The organism is Streptococcus sp. WM07 (assembly GCF_004570525.1).
Taxonomy (GTDB): Bacteria; Bacillota; Bacilli; order Lactobacillales; family Streptococcaceae; genus Streptococcus.
The window spans coordinates 1-19668 of sequence record NZ_SPPZ01000031.1 but is presented as its reverse complement, the minus strand read 5'-3'; the positions used below and the strand labels follow the sequence as shown (position 1 = coordinate 19668).

Sequence of the window (19668 nt, the reverse complement as noted above, 5' to 3'; positions counted from 1 at the left end):
AAAGAAACGACCCCAAAAGAGGTAGCCTTTATTGAAAATTGGATAAACAACTATCCTAAAAAATGCTTGGGCTACAAGTCGCCGAAGGAATTTCTTAGCGGTGGCTAACTTCAACTTGAAATTTAGCGAATGTTGGAGAGTAAGCAATGATGGCTATCCTAATACTGAAATTACATTTAGTTATGGAAGACTGTAGCTTAGAACCGACTAGGCAAGTGGCAAGACTATCCTAAGATTGCTAGTTCTGTCTATGAAGATGTTTAGTTATAGATTCATTCGTTGTCTTGTCGTATTCTAGAGAAGATAGTTTTTAAAGGGAGGGATAAACTTGTCTTTTCAGTAGGGTTCTCTTTGGTGGAGCAGGTCTTTTTTGAGAAAAAATCGGTCTATACCAGTTGACAGAAATCGGTCTATACCATATAATAGAATTAAGAAAGGCTAGGAGGAAGTTCCCATGATTAAAGTTATACGTGTTTCAAGTCAAGAAGAAGGGGGGCAACAAGCCCTTGAGATTTTAAAGGAGAAATTGGCAGCAGGAGCTAAAACATTAGGTTTAGCAACAGGAAGTAGCCCTCTAGGTTTTTACGAGGCTGTTCGAGCTAGTGATGTTGATTTTTCTAACTTGACGAGTGTGAACTTGGATGAGTACGTAGGTCTTGGGGCTGACAATCCCCAATCTTATCGTTATTTTATGGAAGAACATCTTTTCCAAGCAAAGCCTTTTAAAGCAAATTACCTTCCAAACGGGGAAGCCAGTGATTTGGAAGCGGAATTAGCCCGTTACCAAGAAATCTTGGAAGCTCATCCAGTTGATTTGCAAATCCTTGGGATTGGTCGAAATGGTCATATTGGTTTTAATGAGCCTGGGACTTCCTTTGATCAGGTGACACAGGTGGTTGATTTAGAAGCTTCTACCATTGAAGCCAATGCCCGTTTCTTTGAAAAAATTGAGGATGTGCCTACTAAAGCGATTTCCATGGGAATTAAAAATATTATGGATTCGAAAGCTATCATTCTCTTTGCTTACGGAGCTGATAAGGCAGAAGCGATTGCAGGAGCTATTAGTGGTCCTGTAACGGAAGAACTGCCAGCTAGTATTTTACAAAGACATCCGGAAGTTTATATTTTTGCGGATGACGCAGCTCTTTCAAAATTAGAAGTCTAATAGCTAGCCCTCCTGATGTCAAATCGGAGGGCTTTTCCTTTTTGTCTACTTTTCATGAACATGGTATACTAGTAGGGCAGAAAAAATCGGAAGGAAACAGTGATGTCACGTATTGAAGAAATGAAGCGGCGACGGACATTCGCCATTATCAGTCACCCGGATGCGGGGAAAACAACCATTACCGAGCAATTGCTCTATTTCGGAGGCGAAATCCGTGAGGCCGGTACGGTAAAAGGGAAGAAGACTGGGAATTTTGCTAAGTCTGACTGGATGGATATTGAGAAGCAACGGGGAATCTCCGTTACCTCATCTGTCTTGCAATTCGATTATCTTGGCAAACGGGTTAATATTCTAGATACTCCGGGACACGAGGACTTCTCTGAAGACACTTATCGGACCTTGATGGCAGTGGATGCTGCTGTCATGGTTGTCGATTCCGCCAAGGGTATTGAGGCGCAAACCAAGAAACTTTTTGAGGTCGTGAAACACCGTAATATCCCTGTTTTCACCTTTATTAACAAGTTGGACCGTGATGGTCGTGAGCCCCTTGACTTATTAGAAGAGTTGGAGGAAGTTCTTGGAATTGCTTCTTATCCTATGAACTGGCCGATTGGGATGGGAAAAAGTTTTGAAGGGCTCTATGATCTTCACCATGGTCGCATTGAGTTGTATAAAGGGGATCAACGTTTTATCGATTTTGACCAAGCGGAAAGCCACGGGCTAGGGAATAATCCTTTCTACCAACAAGTGCTAGAGGATGTAGACTTGCTAGTAGAAGCTGGAAATCCCTTCTCCGAGGAAGCTATCTTGGCAGGGGATTTAACTCCAGTCTTTTTCGGATCAGCCCTCACGAATTTTGGGGTTCAGACCTTCTTGGAAACCTTCCTTGAATTTGCACCAGAACCACATGGACATCAAACAACTGAAGGCGAGATGATCCAACCGGATACCCCAGACTTCTCAGGTTTTGTCTTTAAGATTCAGGCGAATATGGATCCTCGACACCGTGATAGAATCGCTTTTGTGCGGATTGTATCAGGCGAGTTTGAGCGAGGAATGGCCGTCAACCTCCCAAGGACTGGAAAAGGTGCCAAATTATCCAATGTTACCCAGTTTATGGCGGAGTCTCGTGAAACTGTTGAAAAGGCTGTGGCGGGAGATATTATCGGTGTCTACGACACAGGTACTTATCAGGTCGGGGATACCTTGACTGTTGGTAAAAACAAGTTTGAATTTGAGCCACTTCCGACCTTTACCCCGGAAATTTTCATGAAAGTTTCTGCTAAAAATGTCATGAAACAAAAATCCTTCCATAAGGGGATTGAACAATTGGTGCAAGAGGGAGCTATCCAACTTTATACGAACTATCAAACTGGTGAGTATATGCTAGGAGCAGTTGGTCAGCTACAATTTGAGGTATTCAAACACCGGATGGAAAATGAATACAACGCTGAAGTTGTCATGTCCCCAATGGGTAAGAAAACCGTCCGTTGGATCAAACCAGAAGACTTGGACGAACGCATGAGTTCTAGCCGGAATATTCTAGCTAAGGACCGTTTTGAACAGCCCGTTTTCCTCTTTGAAAATGATTTTGCCCTACGCTGGTTCGCTGATAAATACCCAGATGTGGAATTGGAAGAGAAGATGTAGGATAAAAATAAGATATAGACAACAAACACTTCAAGACCTTGAGCGCTTGAAGTGTTTGTTTGAAATTAAAATAAATCGGAATGGCTACCTGTTCGTGTTGCAGTTAAAATGAGATGTCCTTTATCAATTGCATAGATGAGAAGCCAATCGGGTTCAATATGACATTCTCTAAAATCCTGATAATTTCCCTTTAGAGGGTGGTCACGATATTTTTTATCAAGTTCTACTTCTTGCTGGAGTTTACTTAAAACAGTTTCAAGTTTAAGTAAATTACCTCCACGTTTTTGGATTCGTCTAATATCCTTTCGGAATTGGTTAGTTGTTTTGAGCTCTAACATGAGCTATTCCTCATTCAAGTCATTCAGAAAATCTGAAAAATTCGAATAGGATTGACTAGCAAGGTCACCAAGGAACCAAAGAAACGACCCCAAAAGAGGTCGCCTTTATTGAAAATTGGATAAACAACTATCCTAAAAAATGCTTGGGCTACAAGTCGCCGAAGGAATTTCTTAGCGGTGGCTAACTTTAACTTGAAATTTAGCTTTCGGAAACATGAGCATCTATTTGCCAGAATTTACTGGATGCAGACTCCTGCTGTCCACTCTATCTAAAAATCCCTCCCCTCTAAGGAGGGGAGGAAGAAGATTGTCTTTATTCTATATTGTCAGTTTTCAGGGATTCCACACAACTTGACAAAGAACCGATATTTGAAGGCATTCGGTTTTGAATTTATACAATGACGGTAAATCTTGAGTAGAGAATTTTTTTGATTAAGCAGTTGCGAAACCTTGCCCCTCGTTGAAAAGCGAGGGGCTTCTTGTTATAATGGTAAGAGCTTAGAACTGATACTCATTAAGTTTCAAAATCTGACTTTCTTAAGCCTCTTTGATGAACTTTAGTTCGATCTTCATCGGCTTTTATCGTCATTCTTTTGAAATTTCGCGAGTATTTTGATTTAGTAGGTATGAAAAGAAAGAGATTGTGTTTATGAATTTTGAGGAATTAAAGGCAAGGCAGGAGAAGATTCGAAATTTCTCCATTATTGCCCACATTGACCACGGTAAGTCGACTTTGGCAGACCGGATTTTGGAGGCAACCGAGACGGTTTCAAGCCGAGAAATGCAGGCTCAGCTTTTAGATAGTATGGATTTGGAGCGGGAGCGAGGGATTACGATTAAGCTCAATGCTATTGAATTGAACTATACGGCTAAGGATGGGGAGACCTACATTTTTCACCTGATTGACACCCCAGGGCACGTGGATTTTACGTATGAGGTTTCTCGTTCTTTGGCGGCCTGTGAGGGAGCTATTTTGGTGGTGGATGCAGCTCAAGGGATTGAGGCGCAGACCTTGGCCAATGTTTATTTAGCTTTAGATAATGATTTGGAAATTTTACCGGTCATTAATAAAATTGACTTGCCAGCAGCTGACCCTGAGCGTGTGCGGACAGAGGTAGAAGATGTGATTGGCTTGGATGCCTCTGAAGCGGTTTTAGCTTCCGCTAAAGCAGGTATCGGGATTGAGGAAATCTTGGAGCAGATTGTGGAGAAGGTTCCAGCACCTCTAGGTGATGTAGAAGCTCCACTAAAGGCATTAATTTTTGACTCTGTTTATGATGCTTACCGTGGGGTTATTCTCCAAGTCCGCGTTATGGAAGGTCTGGTTAAGCCTGGGGATAAGATTCAACTGATGAGCAATGGTAAGACTTTCGATGTGACGGAAGTCGGAATCTTTACGCCAAAGGCAGTGGGTCGTGATTACTTGGCAACAGGTGATGTTGGGTATATCGCAGCGTCCATTAAGACTGTTCAAGATACCCGTGTCGGGGATACGGTAACCTTGGCTTCAAATCCAGCAGATGCACCTTTGGATGGTTATAAGCAGATGAATCCGATGGTCTTTGCTGGACTCTATCCAATCGAGTCAAATAAATACAATGATTTGCGTGAAGCACTGGAAAAACTTCAACTAAATGATGCCTCTCTTCAATTTGAACCAGAGACATCACAGGCGTTGGGCTTTGGTTTCCGCTGTGGTTTCTTGGGGCTTCTCCATATGGATGTGATTCAGGAGCGTTTGGAGAGGGAGTTTAACATTGATTTGATTATGACAGCGCCATCCGTTATCTACCAGGTTAATTTGACAGATGGCGAGATGATAGATGTCTCCAATCCTAGTGAGTTCCCAGACCCAACTAAAATCGATTCCATTGAAGAACCGTATGTGAAGGCTCAGATTATGGTACCTCAGGAATTTGTTGGGGCTGTTATGGAGTTGGCACAGCGCAAGCGTGGGGATTTTGTGACGATGGATTATATTGATGAGAATCGCGTAAATGTTATCTATCAAATCCCTCTAGCTGAGATTGTCTTTGATTTCTTTGATAAATTGAAATCATCGACACGTGGTTATGCAAGCTTCGATTATGAAATTTCTGAATATCGGAAATCTCAATTGGTTAAAATGGACATTCTCTTGAATGGTGATAAGGTAGATGCTCTCAGCTTTATTGTTCACAAGGAATTTGCCTATGAGCGTGGAAAAGTTATCGTTGAAAAGCTTAAGAAGATTATTCCACGTCAACAGTTTGAAGTTCCAATTCAAGCAGCAATCGGGCATAAGATTGTGGCACGGACGGACATTAAGGCTCTACGTAAGAACGTTTTGGCGAAGTGTTACGGAGGGGATGTTTCTCGAAAACGCAAACTCCTGGAAAAACAAAAAGCCGGTAAAAAACGGATGAAGGCCATCGGATCAGTGGAAGTACCTCAAGAAGCCTTCCTAAGTGTCCTGTCTATGGACGACGAATAAGAGGCTATTTTGGTTTCCGTGAGACAAACCGATTGGAATATTTGTTTGTAGGACTTCCGAAATTTAAGTATGTTGCGATTGGTGCCCTCAATGACTAGGTCTAATGAGACTGCTCCATGAATGTGATGAGACAGGGACTGGTTCCCAGTCTCTTTTTTGAAAGGAGACCGTATGAAAACACTAGGTTATTTACAAGAACTTCTGGCAATTCCTTCTCCAACTGGTTTTACTCAGGAAGTAGTTGCTTATTTGTTGCAGACTCTAGAGAATTTGGGCTTGGAAGCCCAGGTCAGTCCGAAGGGGAATGTCCGAGTAACCCTACCTGGAAAAGAAGAGGGGCCAGCTCGTCTCTTGACAGCCCATGTGGATACTCTGGGAGCTATGGTTCGGGCTATTAAACCAGATGGACGGTTGAAGTTGGATCGGGTTGGTGGATTCCCTTGGAATATGATTGAAGGAGAAAACTGTTTGGTTCATTTGGCTAATGGTTCGACAGTCTCTGGGACGATTTTGTTACACCAAACTTCTACCCATGTTTATAAGGAAGCAGGGACTCTTGAACGGAGTCAGGATAATATGGAAGTTCGCTTAGATGCTAAGGTAACCAAGGCTGAAGAGACTCAGGCTTTGGGAATTCAAGTTGGAGATTTTGTTTCCTTTGATTCACGGACCCAGTTGACAGAGACGGGATTTGTAAAAAGTCGTTTTTTGGATGATAAGGCTAGTGTTGCGATTTTGCTAGCACTTTTGGAAGAGATTCAATCGCAAGAGATTCACTTGCCAGTGACGACTCATGTGATGTTTTCAACATTTGAAGAGGTTGGTCATGGGGCTAATTCATCCATTCCTAATCAGGTGGTGGAATACCTAGCTGTGGATATGGGAGCTATGGGAGATGATCAGGCGACCGATGAATACACAGTGTCTATTTGTAGTAAGGATGCTTCAGGGCCTTATCATTATGGCTTCCGTCGTCAGTTAGAAGCCTTAGCTCAAGAATCGGGGATTCCTTACAAAATTGATATCTATCCTTTCTACGGCAGTGATGCCTCAGCAGCCATGTCTGCAGGTTGGGATGTCCGCCATGCTTTAATTGGGCCAGGAATCGAATCTAGCCATTCCTATGAGCGTACTCATGTTGATTCCTTGAAAGCCACTTCTGATTTGATTTTCCGCTATCTCCAATCCCCTCTAATGGAAGGATAAAGATGAAAGTAGTTTACACTTCAATCCGAGCCAATCTGGTTAAGGATTTAGTTGAGGAAGCTTTGGATTTAGAATCCAAAGGTTATCGCGTTTTTTATATTGCACCAAACTCCCTGTCTTTCGAAAAAGAAAGACAGGTTTTGGCATGCCTACCTACCAAAGCTTCCTTTGGCATTACGGTTACCCGTTTTCAACAAATGACCCGCTACTTGCTGCTAGACCAGGAGGCAGAAGCTCAACGCTTGGATGACTTGGGCTTGCAATTATTGGTTTATCGGGTCCTACAGACCTTACCTCTCGAACATTATCGAGCTTATGGACGGATTCGTAAGGATCCTGGCTTTGTGCAAGAAGTAGCCTCGCTTTATAAAGAATTACAGGAAGCACGGATGGGGCTAGATTATTTGAGTCATCTGGATAATGCAGCCAAAACGCATGATCTGCAGATGATTTTTCAAGCCTTGGATGAAAGTATGGTTACTGAAGGCTACCTACCTTCAACGACCTTATCCGATTTTATTGAAAAATTGGAATCGGGTCGTTTGGATTCTAGTTTGGCCAAGGTAGCTTTGGTTATTGATGGTTTTACTCGTTTTTCAGCGGAGGAAAAACATCTCTTGGGGCTTTTACATCGTAAGGGCTGTCCTATTGTAATTGGAGCCTATGCTAGCAGGCGAGCGCGGAAGCAGCAGTATCTAGAAGGAAATCTATACCAGGCTAGTGTCGAGTTTATTCAGGATTTAGGACGAGATTTTCAAGCTCAAATAGTAGAAGGTTCTGCTGGCGTTCAGGATGGTTTTCAAGAACTGACGGATAGACTTGAAGTTTTTTATGAGTTTGGTCCTAAACAGGATTTTACTCCGCTAGAACTTCCTCTATTCCTCCATAAAAAGGGGACTCCTCAGGCGGAAGTTGAATGGGTCGCGCGTCAGATTCGCCGTCTTTTAGCAGACGGGTATCGTTATAAGGATATCCGCCTGCTCTTGGGGGATGTGGAGACCTATACTCCTCAAGTTGCTACGATTTTTGATCGCTACCAAATCCCTTTTTATATTGGTCGCCGGGAATCGATGGCTGATCATCCCTTGATTCACTTGGTGGAGTCTTTGGAAAGTCTTGTTCGTCGTCATTTTCGTCGGGAGGATTTGACCAATCTCTTGCAAACGGGGCTCTATGGGAATTTGGCGGTTGAAGAGTTGGACCAGTTGGAATCTTATTTGCGTTTTAGTGATATTAATGGTTTGGCAGCCTTGCAACGTACTTTTACGTCCAATGACGGAGACCGTTACGATTTAGAAAATCTCAACCAAATCCGAGATGCGATTTTAAGTCCCCTTCTCCCTTTTGTCAAAGCCAAAAAGCAAAAAGGGGTTAGTCTCCTTAAGAAGTTTCGGACTCTGCTAGAGGAAATCGCTTTGCCAACGAATTTAGTCCGGTTAAGTCAGAGCTTGGATTTGCGGGAACAGGAGCAACAGGCTGAGGTCTGGAAGGCCTTTACAGACTTGTTTGCACAAATGGAGCGGTTGGTGGGGGATACGCCCCTGACAGTCTCAGAATTTTTGGAACTCTGGCGGGCTGGAATCCAGCTAGCTAGCTATCGAACGGTACCAGCTACAGTTGATGTGGTCCAAGTCCAATCGTATGATTTGGTCCAACCTCTGGTAGCCAAACAGGTCTTTGCCATTGGTTTGACCGACGATTTCTTTCCTAAAGAAAGTGGAGAAATGGGATTGCTCACGATTGAGGAAAAAGAAAAACTCAATCAAAGTGCAGATCAAGGTCAAGCCTTGCTTATTCCTTGGCGAGAGAATGGACCTAAGAATCATTTTACAGCCGTTTCTCTCTTAAATGCGGCAGAAGAAGCTCTGTATTTAACGTGCCCAGGGCAAATTGATAATAGTGAAAAGAGGCCCTCGCCTTATCTACAAGTTTTGAATAAATTTGGAATTAAGTGGCAGGACACGCAAGAGCAGAGTCTAACTCCGGATGATATTGGTTCTTATCAAGGATTACTGTCACAGGTTGTAGAGCTGTATCAGGAAGGAATTCAGGCAGAGTGGCAGGCTGAAGAGGAATCTTATTGGAAGGCCTTGATTCGATATTTGCGTCGATATTTGGCTCAGGACGGGTTTAGCCTACCTGGTCTAAATTATCAAGTTCAGAGTAGTCCGTTAACAAAAGCAACTTTAGATCGGCTTTATCCGCAAGACCAGGGGCTCAAGTTGTCTGTGTCCAGTTTGACAGATTACTATAAAAATCCTTATTCTTATTACCTGAAACATGTGCTTCGTTTGCGTGAAGAAGGTAGTATCCACCCAGATGCTCGGATTCATGGTCAGTATATGCATCAAATTTTTGAGGAATATTTCGCTCGGTTATCTGAGCAAGAGCCAGTACAAGCTTTAGATCAGGCTATTCAAAAGGTTAATCGTGAAGCTTATGTTCGCTATCGTTATGGCTTGGATGAAGAGAGTCGCTTTTCCCAACGAATACTGCTAGATATTGTCCGGACATCGGCCCAAACCTTGGAAGCCCCAGTAACGGAGACTCTGGAGGAAGAGAAAGGTTTCCGCTATCTCTTATCTTCTGAAGCCCAAATCTATGTGAGTGGCGTCATTGATCGGATTGATCAGCTCCAAGGAACTTCGATTAAAGGTGTAGTGGATTACAAGTCAGCTGACCAGAATTTCTCTTATCAAGACTTTTATAATGGCCTTAATTCCCAACTGGTGACCTATTTGGATTATCTGTCTAAGGATCAGGTTTTTGGAGCGATGTATTTTCATCTCAATAATCCCTTGGTTTCCTTTAAAAAACAAGAAGAAGCTGGGTATTATTTGGCACAGGCTATGAAGGAGTTTACCTATAAGGGGCTTTTCTTGAGCAGCGAGAAGGATCGATTGAGTGATCAATATTTACTGAAAAGCGGACGCAAGGACTTTACTGTGGAGGAAGAAGAGCTGGCCATCCTCTTAGCCTATAATCGCTTGCTTTTCCAAAGGGCTGCTCAAGCCATTAGAACTGGGCAATTTCCTGTCCAACCGATTAGTGAAGATGGACAATCTGTTCGAGCCTACGTTGATCAGTATAAGGCCATTACTCAGTTTGAAACACCCTACCATTACCAGAATCTGCGAATTCTCAATCAGTTAGAAGGAACTTCCAACAAAGAGGACTGGCTGGCAAAAATTCGTCAAGAATTGGACATGAATGAGCAGGAGGAGGAATAAGATGAAACCTATCCCTTTTTTAAATGCAGAGGAGATTCGCCTTTTACAAGAAAAAGAAGCGCAACTGCAAACAGACCGTAAGCGGACTCCGGAACAGATCTTAGCCATCTACAGTTCTGGTAAAAATACGCTGGTTTCGGCTTCGGCAGGGTCTGGTAAAACCTTTGTTATGGTTGAACGAATCATGGATCAGCTTAGTCGTGGTATTGGGATTAATCAGCTTTTTGTTTCCACATTTACGGTTAAAGCAGCGGGAGAGCTCAAGGAACGGCTACAAGCCAAGCTAACGGAAAAACTCTCTGATCCGGATATAAGCCCTATTTTAAGAGAACATTTGCTTCGTCAACGACAAATCTTGCCGCTCAGTGATATTGGAACTATGGATGCTTTTAACCAGAAACTGCTCGCCAGGGAGGGGTATCGCCTGAACATCAGTCCCAATTTTCGGATTCTCTCTGATCCTAGTGAACTGCTTCAATTTCAAAAGGAGGTCTTTAGCCAAGTTTTTGAAAGCTACAGTTCTGGCTCAGGAGAAGAGGATTTTTATCGCTTGGTTACCAATTTTATAGGCCAAGCGAAAGATATCACTGGTTTCCGCCGGGTAGTGTATGAGCTAGCCGAATTCATGGATGCTCTGCCCCAACCGCTAGAGTGGTTGGAAGAGGCAGTATCCTTCCGAGAAATTCAGGATTTACGACAAGTGATGCAGGAATTGTATCCAACTTTAGCTAAGGATTGTTGGTCAGCTGCTGACTCCATCTATGATCTCACACAAGATCCAGATTACAAGATGTTCAAAAAAGATGGTAAAAAAACAGCAGTTTACATAAAGCATGAACAGATGATGGAAGAGTTGCGAACCTTAGCAGGTCAACTTGATTCCTCGGTTCCTTGGGGAGAAGTTGAAGAAAAACTTCCCCACCTGTTAGGGCTACTTCCTAAAACAGGGGTTATTACTGTGGCCGGAGTTAAATACGATTTTTTGAAAACCATTGTGGATCAATTTCAAGGCCTTCAATCCTTGCCCTTTATCTTAGGGCAAGAAGCAGAGGTCGCTGACTTACTTGTGGCTCTTAAACAGTTTGTGAGCGATTATTATCAGGCTCTCTATCAGGCTAAGTTGGCTGAGAATGCTTTTACATTTAGTGATGTAAGTCATTTGGTCCTTCGTCTCTTGCGGGAATGTCCAGATTTACGCGAAGAATTAGTGGCTACCTATCATGAAATTATGATTGATGAGTACCAAGATACCAACTCTTTGCAGGAGGAGGTATTAGAACTGATCTCCAACGGACACAATCGTTTTATGGTGGGGGATATTAAGCAATCGATTTACCGTTTCAGGCAGGCAGAACCCGAAATTTTTAACCAGAAATTTAAGTTGTATCAAGAAAATCCGCTTGTGGGGCAGCTGATTTTACTGAAAGAAAATTTCCGTAGTCAGGAGTCTGTATTGGAAGCTACGAATGGTCTGTTCAAGCATCTTATGGATGAGCAAGTCGGGGAGATTGACTATAATCAGGTGCATTACCTGGTAGCTGGAAGCCCTAGACAGAAGCAGTCCGATTTGCAGGCTCAAGCTCAGTGTTTGATTTTTGACCAGGAAAGCGAAGGAGAGTTGAATGAAGGGCATGTCTTGATTGCTCAGATTCAAGAACTGCATAAATCTGGGGTGCCTTATAAAGAGATGTGTGTCTTAGTCGAAAGTCGGACTCGCAATAAATCCTTAGTAAATTTGTTCCAACAATGGCAGATTCCTTTCATTGAGGATCAAGGTCAGGGATCCTATCTTCAAGCTGTTGAGGTCATGGTTATGTTGGACACTCTGCGGACACTCCACAATTCTTTGCAGGATTATGCTCTCTTGGCTCTTCTCAAATCGCCTATGTTTGGTTTTGATGAAGATCAATTGGCCCGCATAGCTCTACAAGAGCAGGAAATCTCTCTTTCGTTTTTTGAAAAAATAAAACAAGCCCATACTGGTACTGGAGCTGCACCAGACTTAATCGAGGAGGCGCTTCACGAGAAAATCCGAATCTTCTTGGATTATCTGAATTCATGGCGAGATTATGCCAAATTGCATAGTCTTTATGATTTGATTTGGAAAATTTACAATCAGCGTCATTACTATGATTATGTCGGAGCCTTGCCAGAAGGAGCCAAACGACAAGCAAATCTCTATTCTTTGGCCTTGCGGGCTCGGCAATTCGAGCAAGGTGGGTATAAGGGCTTAGCACGTTTTATCGATCGGATTGAAAAAATCCTTGCGTCAGACAAGGACTTGGCAGATGTGGTAACGGAAGTAGATGAAGATGCAGTCCAAATTTTGACAATCCATAAGAGTAAAGGTTTGGAGTTCCCTTATGTTTTTGTCTACAATTTAGATAAGGATTTTAATAGTGAGGATTCCAAGGGGCGGATATTGTTGAGTCGAGATTTAGGTATTGGGATTCAGTCTGTCAAGATTCTCGAGACTCCGAATGACAAGCCCAACCATCTACAATCCGTTCGTCTCTCCCTCCCCTCTCTCAATTACCAGCGAATTCGGCAGGAGAAGCGTCGTCAGACATTATCAGAGGAAATGCGACTTCTATATGTGGCGATGACACGCGCAGAGAAACAGCTTTTTCTAATTGGAAGAGGGAAGCGGACGAAGTTGGAAGATGCTTACCCAGGTGTTGGTCCTAGTCAGTTTTTATCTGTAAGTGACCGTCTGAGTTACAAGAATTTTCAGGATTGGGTTTTGGCAGTTTCCTCCAGTTTTCCTAGCTTCAATGAGAGTATGGCAGTAAGCTTTGTGGGACAAGAGGAAATAGACTTGCAGGAAGTTCAAGCGAATGTTCCGGTTCTGCCAGTGGATCCGGATGACTTAGCAGATAATCGCCAATCAGAGGATTTAGCACGTGCCTTGGATATTATTGAAAATGTTGATCGCCTAAATAGTCTGTATCAGGCGGCTATCCAGCTACCTACAGTAAGAACTCCTAGTCAGGTTAAAGATCTGTATCAACCAGTCTTTGATCAAGAAGGCGTGGCTCATATGGAGACAGCGAAACCAGAATCCTTGGACTTTAGCCTACCGACTCTTGGTTCTAAGAAGTCAACTGTCAAGGCTAGCCAGGTGGGATCGAATCTCCATGCTTTTATGCAAGGTCTGGATTTATCTCGAGGGAGAGTGGACCAAGCAATCCTGCAGGAGCGTCTGGAGCAGATGAAATTGGAGCCGGCTTTGGCCAAGGTTTTACCATTGAACAAGATTTTGGACTTTTTCCAAACAGAACTCGGGAAGCTCTTTTTAGAGAATCCTTCTAGACTTTATCGAGAGGCTCCTTTTGCGATGTTGCAGAAAGACCCTGCAAGTGGTGAGGAATTTGTTGTTCGGGGAATTTTGGACGGCTATCTCCTGTTTGAGGATCGCATTATTTTGTTTGACTATAAGACCGATCGCTATCGTAATCCAGCTCGGGTAGTGTCTCGTTATCGCGGTCAAATGGGTCTATATGCTCAAGCCCTTAAACAAGCTTATGGAATCAATCAGATCCAATCCTATTTGATTTTATTAGGAGGGCAGGAGATTCAAGTGGTTAACCTAGAGGATTTCTGAGTTTTTCTTCTAAGGATTTCTTTATCTAAGGTTAAGTTTCATAGTTTGGGAGAAAGTAGCTAGAAAGGGGAAGTTTTTGAGCCCCTTTCTAGAGGATGATCTTCGATTGCCTATCTAGGTTTATGGTGGCTTTTTATCGACTGTAAGCAGGGTCTCCCCATTTTCTAGCATTTATGCTACACTATTAAGGAGGAGGTGGACCATGATAAAAATTTTTGGTCAAGTACGCTACCACTGGCAGCCACAACTATCCATCCTGATTATCTATTGGTCACTCTCATTGGTTCCCATTTTTCTAGGTTTGGCCTTGATGTATGAAAGTTCGCAGATCCCCATGGTGGTTCTGTCCTCCTTCGTACTGTTTATGATTTTGATGGGAATTGGATTCCATCGGTATTTCACCATTTATGAGTCAGGGACTTTACGAATTATCTCGGCAAATCCCTTTCAGCCTTCGAAATTAGCGATTGATCAGATAGAAAAAATAGAGGTTACTAAAACCTCTATTACCCTTTATTTATTTGGTCAGGAAAAAGGGCGGACCTACTATATGCGAAAATGGCCTAAGAAATACTTCGTCAACGCCTTAGCATTAAATCTTCATTTTCGAGGAGAGGTGATTCTAACAGACCACCTCATTCACCTAGATTATTATGAGGTTTATTACCAAGACAAGGACTAGTGTTCAATGGCGCGTGTTGGACATTCTTTAATGGCCTGGATGAGACCAGGAGTTGCTTCGACTTCGAGACTTTGCTCATCACTTTGATAGAATTTGACAATACCGTTGTCATGGTAGTCAAAAACATCGGAGTATGTTTGACAGAGTCCACAGGCGATACAACGTTCAGGAATTAGTGTTACTTTCATAGTTCTATTTTATAGGGAATAGGATAAAAAAACAAGAAGAAGAGGTAAAAAGCTTTGAGTAGAAAACGTAAAAATGAGATTTCGGATGAAAAACTCAATTCATGGTTGGTTTGGGCGATTTCCGCTGCAGCCATTGTGGTGATTATTATTTCTGGGATTTTGATTTTCCTTTCAGTTGGTGGCAGCAAGCAGGAAGAAGCTGTTCAAGGATTTTATAGTTCAGAAGTCTCCGCAGGAAATGCCCAAGCTTCTTCCGAGGTAAGTAGTGAGTCTTCCGAAGCTGAAGAAAGAGAGGAAGAAGAAACGACCTCAAGTTCTAGCAAGAAGAACAGCACCGGCGGTGCAACCATTACTGTTCAGGCAGGTGAAGGTGAAGCAGCGATTGCGGCGCGTGCAGGAATTTCTATTGCGGAATTGGAAGCTTTGAATCCAGAAAATATGAGAACTGGTTCTTGGTATGCTAATCCTGGGGATGAAGTACGGGTTGAGTAGGAGTGAATATGCAAGCATTACAAATTGCGATTGATGGACCTGCATCTAGTGGTAAAAGCACAGTTGCCAAGTTACTAGCCAAGAAACATGGCTATACTTATTTAGATACTGGCGCGATGTATCGGGCAGCAACATTTTTAGCCTTGAAGGAAGGCTTGGATTTAGAAGATGCCTCTGCTATTGTCGCTATGTTGGATGCCTATCCAATCTCATTTGGTCGGAATACTGGCGGTGAACAATTGGTTTATGTTGGCGAGACAGAGATTACAGATGCTATCCGTCAACCAGATGTTACACAAGCAGTATCCACTGTTGCTGCCCTACCTGCTGTGCGGGAAAAGTTGGTTCAACAACAACAAGCCCTAGCTCAGGAGGGCGGAATTGTGATGGATGGTCGAGATATTGGAACGACTGTTTTACCACAGGCTCAGGTCAAGATTTTTCTAGTAGCTTCCGTTGAAGAACGAGCGGAACGTCGTTATAAGGAAAATAAGACTCGTGGCATTCTAACAGATCTAGAGGTCTTAAAAGTTGAGATTGCTGAAAGAGACTATAAAGATAGCCACAGGGCTGTTTCTCCATTACGGCCAGCGGAAGATGCGATTCATTTCGATACGACGGGAGTATCGATTGATGGCGTGGTTGCATTTATTGAATCTGAGATTGCGAAAAAGCAGTAAAAGGAAGGATGATGTCCTTCCTTTTACTGCTTTTTTGAGTTGAGCGAAAGTTTTAAAATGAAGTTAGCCACCTACCTTTACTGTGAGATGAGGACTACAACTCATTCTGATCAGTCATTGATTTCATTTGATGACAGGTTTGGAGCTGTTAGGCTAATTTGCCAAGGCTAATCATAGCCTTGGTTTAGCCTAAAAAACAGCTTCAAAAGTCCCTGTTGTCAAATGAAATTCTTTTTAAGGTATAAGAAAACACCTCCGTGCTATACTTGTTGTTCACCACAAACAAACGGAAAGGCACAGAGATGCAAGACAATTATACTACAAAAGGAAAACATCTGACAATTAATGATCGCCGAAATATCGAAAGATGGCTAAAGCAAGGCAAGTCAAACCGAGAGATTGCTCGACTTCTTGGAAAAGCGCCTCAAACGATTAATAATGAGGTTAAGCGTGGTCTTGTTTTACAACAAGTAAAAAAGGTCTCTACAAAAAAGTCTACTCTGCTGACTTTGCACAGGCTAATTACAAGAAGAATCGTAAACGGTCTGTTAAAAAACTTATTCTGACTGAAGAGCTGAAAGAGAAAATTCTTCACTACCATCATCAAAAATATTCACCTGAAATGATGGTTCGGACAAAAAACATTAGATTTCCTGCGAAACGTTTATAATCTTTCAAAATTGATAATACCAGCAATCAAGTTCATTCTTAAACCAAATCGTTTCTTACGATTGCGGTAAGTTGTTGAAAAGATGTTAAACACTTTGAACTTTGCAAAAATATTCTCAACCTTAATTCTCCGTGAAGATAAGTCTCGATTGTAAGATTTATCTCCCTTTGTTAAAGGATGGTACCTACTGGATTTTATAGGAGTTTTAGCCTGAGGATAGAGCTTCATAAGTCCTTGATAGCCACTATCTGCCAATATTTCCCTAGCTTTAGATAAATCCCGTCTACTCTTTCTAAAAAGCTTCATATCGTGGCAGTAATCTAGCTGAACATCTATAAAAAGAATTTTCCCTTGTCCAGTTATGATTACTTGGACTTTACCTACATGTAATTTCTTTTTTCCAGAGTAGTTTAACTTTTGTTTTTTGGGGGACGTTGAATTTTCACTTCTGATGCATCAACTATGATAGTATCGGTATCCTTTACTTTTCCTTTTTCAATAGTGAAACCACTTTGAACTAAGGCTTCTTCAACCCAATGACTATGACGAATAAGGTTGCTTTCATGTACACCAAAATCAGCTGCAATTTGTTCATAAGTACGATATTCACGTAGGTATTGAAGAGTAGCTATTAGGATATCTTCTAAACTCATTTTTGGAGTTCGACCACCTTTAGAGTGTTTAGCTTGATAAGCAACTGTCAAGATTTCTAGCATTTTGTCAAAAGTTCTTCTCTCAACACCAACTAGGCGTTTAAAGCGTAAATCGGAAAGTTTTTTACTGGATTCATAATTCATGCTTCTATTTTATCATATCCTTGTTTCGCAGGAAGTCTATTAAAGCAGGTGTCACAACAATCTACTACTGGATTAACAATGGACACCTTGGACTAACTAGGGAAGATATGCTTTATCCTAGAAGAAGAAAAGCTAGTCGGAAGCAAACGAATTCAACTTTTAAACCTGCAGGTAAATCAATAGATGAGAGATCTAAGGAGATCAATCTTCGAATGGAAATTTGCCACTACGAGATTGATACAGTTATTCTAACCAAAGAAAAGAATAATTGTTTATTGGTTATGACTGATCGTCGTAGTCGTTATCAAATCATGAGATTAATTCCTGATAAAACCGCTCAATCTGTAAATCAATCCCTCAAACAAATTCTAAATGAGTATCAAATTCTATCTATTACAGCAGATAACGGAACGGAGTTCAATCGATTATCAGAAGTATTTTCAGAAGAACATATCTATTACGCACATCCTTATTCATCTTGGGAAAGAGGTACCAATGAAAACCAGAATAGGCTCATACGTAGATGGTTACCAAAAGGAACCAAAGAAACGACCCCAAAAGAGGTCGCCTTTATTGAAAATTGGATAAACAACTATCCTAAAAAATGCTTGGGCTACAAGTCACCGAAGGAATTTCTTAGCGGTGGCTAACTTCAACTTGAAATTTAGCGTTCTTCCAAAATGAAAAAAATTTAAAAAAGTGTTGACAAAGCTAAAGGATTTGGTAAAATAGAGTACATGAGAAAAGCAGAAGTGAGAGCTTCTCGCCTTGCGACTAACGTTGTCTGGCTCTACGATTCAAGTCCTATATAGGATTCTATTCGTGTGAGTGGGTTTGCGTTAGCAGACCCACTCTTGTTTTTCTCGAAATAAAATAAAGAGGTGAACACCATAGCAAAACAAGACTTATTCATCAATGATGAAATTCGTGTGCGTGAAGTTCGCTTGATTGGTCTTGAAGGGGAGCAGCTTGGTATTAAACCATTAAGTGAAGCTCAAGCCATCGCGGATGATGCCAATGTTGATTTGGTTTTAATCCAACCCCAAGCAAAACCACCTGTTGCTAAAATTATGGACTACGGTAAGTTCAAATTTGAGTATCAGAAAAAGCAAAAGGAGCAACGTAAAAAGCAAAGCGTTGTAACGGTCAAAGAAGTTCGCCTAAGTCCAACAATTGACAAGGGAGACTTTGAGACAAAACTTCGGAATGCACGCAAATTCCTTGAAAAAGGAAATAAAGTCAAAGTGTCCATTCGATTCAAAGGTCGGATGATCACCCACAAAGAAATTGGAGCTAAGGTTCTCGCTGATTTTGCTCAGGCGACACAAGATGTGTCTATTATTGAGCAAAGAGCGAAGATGGATGGACGTCAAATGTTCATGCAATTGGCTCCCATTCCAGACAAAAAATAAGGTCTGATCAATAGAAAAGAGGAGAAATCATGCCAAAACAAAAAACACACCGCGCATCTGCTAAACGTTTCAAACGTACTGGTTCAGGCGGACTTAAACGCTTCCGTGCTTACACTTCCCACCGTTTCCACGGAAAAACTAAAAAACAACGTCGTCACCTTCGCAAAGCTTCAATGGTTTCTGCAGGAGACTTCAAACGTATTAAATCAATGCTTACAGGTCTTAAATAAGACATACTCGTATAACTAGAATCTGGAGGAAAACTAAATGGCACGTGTTAAAGGTGGCGTTGTATCACGCAAACGTCGTAAACGTATTCTAAAACTCGCTAAAGGTTACTATGGCGCTAAACATATCTTGTTCCGCACAGCGAAAGAACAAGTAATGAACTCTTACTACTATGCATACCGTGATCGTCGTCAGAAGAAACGTGACTTCCGTAAACTATGGATCACACGTATCAATGCGGCAGCTCGTATGAACGGACTTTCATACTCACAAATGATGCATGGATTGAAATTGGCTGAAATCGAAGTAAACCGTAAAATGCTTGCGGATCTTGCTGTTAACGATGCAGCAGCTTTCACAGCTTTGGCAGATGCTGCTAAAGCAAAACTTGGAAAATAAAATTTGACAGTTAAACCCTTTGGAGTCTCCAAAGGGTTTTCTTCTGCCTTTATAATAATTTGGAGTTCTCAGTATGAAAAAAATCCACATACTCTCTAATGTAAAATAATACTCATTCAGAATCAAAATTAGCAGATATCCATTCTCTATGGACAATCGATCGTAAGCGAGTAGTTGATAAACTTTGGATAACTTCTTGCAACTGATCAATGACGTCATTCAATGATTTAAATGCTTTGTTCTTAAATCCTAATTTCCGAATCTCTGCCCAAACTTGTTCAATCGGATTCATCTCTGGTGTATAAGGTGGAATAAATGTAAATTCAATATTGCTAGGAATATCCAATGTCTGTGATTTATGCCAAACCGCATTATCCATCACCAAAATAATATAGTCGTTAGGGTAAGCTTCTGACAGTTGTGGTAAAAATTCATTCATCCAAGCCGTATTACA

The 19668-nt window shown here is 41.8% G+C and carries 16 protein-coding genes, 4 pseudogenes and 1 other annotated feature; of the genes and pseudogenes, 16 read left to right on the top strand and 4 right to left on the bottom strand.

Translation table 11 applies throughout. The features are described from left to right. The 3 genes and pseudogenes from E4T71_RS05250 to E4T71_RS05240 all read left to right on the top strand — a co-directional run. Window positions 1–108, top strand: a pseudogene (locus E4T71_RS05250) (IS30 family transposase); the annotation flags it as partial. Between the two features lie 349 nt (window positions 109–457). Further along, window positions 458–1165 (top strand): glucosamine-6-phosphate deaminase, encoded by a 708-nt coding sequence (locus E4T71_RS05245; RefSeq protein ID WP_135037825.1) that lies wholly within the window; start codon window positions 458–460, stop codon window positions 1163–1165. Between the two features lie 102 nt (window positions 1166–1267). Next, window positions 1268–2815 (top strand): peptide chain release factor 3, encoded by a 1548-nt coding sequence (locus tag E4T71_RS05240; RefSeq protein WP_135037822.1) that lies wholly within the window; start codon window positions 1268–1270, stop codon window positions 2813–2815. A gap of 65 nt (window positions 2816–2880) precedes the next feature. Here the strand turns inward: E4T71_RS05240 and E4T71_RS05235 are convergent, their stop codons facing one another. Further along, window positions 2881–3153: a type II toxin-antitoxin system YafQ family toxin gene (locus E4T71_RS05235; RefSeq protein ID WP_135037820.1), complete on the bottom strand. Its 273-nt coding sequence runs from the start codon at window positions 3151–3153 to the stop codon at window positions 2881–2883. Window positions 3154–3221: 68 nt separating this feature from the next. Between E4T71_RS05235 and E4T71_RS05230 the strand changes: the two are divergent. The 6 genes and pseudogenes from E4T71_RS05230 to E4T71_RS05205 all read left to right on the top strand — a co-directional run. Then, window positions 3222–3338 (top strand): annotated as a pseudogene (locus tag E4T71_RS05230) (IS30 family transposase); the annotation flags it as partial. Window positions 3339–3802: 464 nt separating this feature from the next. Then, window positions 3803–5626, top strand: coding sequence for a translation elongation factor 4 (gene lepA, locus E4T71_RS05225; RefSeq protein WP_135037817.1), 1824 nt, complete (start codon window positions 3803–3805; stop codon window positions 5624–5626). Window positions 5627–5797: 171 nt separating this feature from the next. Then, window positions 5798–6832, top strand: a complete 1035-nt coding sequence (locus E4T71_RS05220) for a M42 family metallopeptidase (protein ID WP_135037815.1) — start codon at window positions 5798–5800, stop codon at window positions 6830–6832. A gap of 2 nt (window positions 6833–6834) precedes the next feature. Next, window positions 6835–10062: an ATP-dependent nuclease subunit B gene (gene rexB / locus E4T71_RS05215; protein ID WP_135037812.1), complete on the top strand. Its 3228-nt coding sequence runs from the start codon at window positions 6835–6837 to the stop codon at window positions 10060–10062. A gap of 1 nt (window position 10063) precedes the next feature. Next, the gene (addA, locus tag E4T71_RS05210) at window positions 10064–13666 is read left to right on the top strand and encodes a helicase-exonuclease AddAB subunit AddA (RefSeq protein ID WP_135037809.1); all 3603 of its coding nucleotides are present in this window, start codon (window positions 10064–10066) and stop codon (window positions 13664–13666) included. Between the two features lie 202 nt (window positions 13667–13868). After that, window positions 13869–14348 carry an EbsA family protein gene (locus tag E4T71_RS05205; protein WP_135037806.1) on the top strand — a complete coding sequence of 160 codons (480 nt, stop codon included), beginning with the start codon at window positions 13869–13871 and terminating at the stop codon, window positions 14346–14348. On the opposite strand, the gene E4T71_RS05200 is transcribed toward E4T71_RS05205, so the two are convergent. After that, entirely contained in the window at window positions 14345–14536 is a 192-nt protein-coding gene (locus E4T71_RS05200; protein WP_135037803.1) for a ferredoxin, read from the bottom strand. The genes E4T71_RS05205 and E4T71_RS05200 overlap by 4 nt on opposite strands. 54 nt (window positions 14537–14590) lie before the next feature. Here E4T71_RS05200 and E4T71_RS05195 point away from each other — a divergent pair, with 54 nt between their 5' ends. From E4T71_RS05195 to E4T71_RS05185, 3 genes and pseudogenes are all read left to right on the top strand, one after another. Next, a complete protein-coding gene (locus tag E4T71_RS05195; protein WP_135037800.1) occupies window positions 14591–15028 on the top strand; it encodes an SAG1386/EF1546 family surface-associated protein in 438 nt (145 codons plus the stop codon). Between the two features lie 8 nt (window positions 15029–15036). Continuing rightward, on the top strand, window positions 15037–15708 hold the full coding sequence (cmk, locus tag E4T71_RS05190) for a (d)CMP kinase (protein ID WP_135037797.1): 672 nt from the start codon (window positions 15037–15039) through the stop codon (window positions 15706–15708). Between the two features lie 302 nt (window positions 15709–16010). Next, window positions 16011–16339 (top strand): annotated as a pseudogene (locus E4T71_RS05185) (transposase); the annotation flags it as partial. Between the two features lie 33 nt (window positions 16340–16372). On the opposite strand, the gene E4T71_RS05180 reads toward E4T71_RS05185, so the two are convergent. Then, window positions 16373–17175, bottom strand: a protein-coding gene (locus E4T71_RS05180; protein ID WP_135037794.1) for an IS5 family transposase whose coding sequence is annotated in 2 segments (ribosomal slippage) — window positions 16373–16807 and window positions 16810–17175 — 801 coding nt in all. Because the reading frame shifts where the segments join, the coding sequence is not laid out codon by codon here. A 29-nt stretch (window positions 17176–17204) separates the two neighbouring features. Here E4T71_RS05180 and E4T71_RS05175 point away from each other — a divergent pair. The 4 genes and pseudogenes from E4T71_RS05175 to rplT form a co-directional block, all read left to right on the top strand. After that, window positions 17205–17825 (top strand): annotated as a pseudogene (locus tag E4T71_RS05175) (IS30 family transposase); the annotation flags it as partial. Window positions 17826–17913: 88 nt separating this feature from the next. Further along, window positions 17914–18041, top strand: a sequence feature (ribosomal protein L20 leader region). A 15-nt stretch (window positions 18042–18056) separates the two neighbouring features. Continuing rightward, complete coding sequence (gene infC, locus E4T71_RS05170) at window positions 18057–18587, top strand: translation initiation factor IF-3 (RefSeq protein WP_135037791.1); 531 nt, start codon at window positions 18057–18059, stop codon at window positions 18585–18587. A 29-nt stretch (window positions 18588–18616) separates the two neighbouring features. After that, window positions 18617–18817, top strand: coding sequence for a 50S ribosomal protein L35 (gene rpmI, locus E4T71_RS05165; protein WP_135037788.1), 201 nt, complete (start codon window positions 18617–18619; stop codon window positions 18815–18817). A gap of 37 nt (window positions 18818–18854) precedes the next feature. Then, on the top strand, window positions 18855–19214 hold the full coding sequence (gene rplT / locus E4T71_RS05160; protein WP_135037785.1) for a 50S ribosomal protein L20: 360 nt from the start codon (window positions 18855–18857) through the stop codon (window positions 19212–19214). 112 nt (window positions 19215–19326) lie between these two features. Here rplT and E4T71_RS05155 read toward each other — a convergent pair. Then, window positions 19327–19668 (bottom strand): transposase (locus E4T71_RS05155; RefSeq protein ID WP_194181249.1); only part of this gene is annotated, 342 nt, incomplete at its 5' end.

Bases quoted from the DNA above. Each gene is read 5' to 3' on its own strand.
- cmk (WP_135037797.1), top strand. From the start codon at position 15,037: ATGCAAGCATTACAAATTGCGATTGATGGACCTGCATCTAGTGGTAAA.
- rplT (WP_135037785.1), top strand. From the start codon at position 18,855: ATGGCACGTGTTAAAGGTGGCGTTGTATCACGCAAACGTCGTAAACGT.
- E4T71_RS05240 (WP_135037822.1), top strand. From the start codon at position 1,268: ATGTCACGTATTGAAGAAATGAAGCGGCGACGGACATTCGCCATTATC.
- E4T71_RS05220 (WP_135037815.1), top strand. From the start codon at position 5,798: ATGAAAACACTAGGTTATTTACAAGAACTTCTGGCAATTCCTTCTCCA.
- E4T71_RS05235 (WP_135037820.1), bottom strand. From the start codon at position 3,153: ATGTTAGAGCTCAAAACAACTAACCAATTCCGAAAGGATATTAGACGA.
- lepA (WP_135037817.1), top strand. From the start codon at position 3,803: ATGAATTTTGAGGAATTAAAGGCAAGGCAGGAGAAGATTCGAAATTTC.
- E4T71_RS05200 (WP_135037803.1), bottom strand. From the start codon at position 14,536: ATGAAAGTAACACTAATTCCTGAACGTTGTATCGCCTGTGGACTCTGT.
- addA (WP_135037809.1), top strand. From the start codon at position 10,064: ATGAAACCTATCCCTTTTTTAAATGCAGAGGAGATTCGCCTTTTACAA.
- E4T71_RS05205 (WP_135037806.1), top strand. From the start codon at position 13,869: ATGATAAAAATTTTTGGTCAAGTACGCTACCACTGGCAGCCACAACTA.
- rexB (WP_135037812.1), top strand. From the start codon at position 6,835: ATGAAAGTAGTTTACACTTCAATCCGAGCCAATCTGGTTAAGGATTTA.
- rpmI (WP_135037788.1), top strand. From the start codon at position 18,617: ATGCCAAAACAAAAAACACACCGCGCATCTGCTAAACGTTTCAAACGT.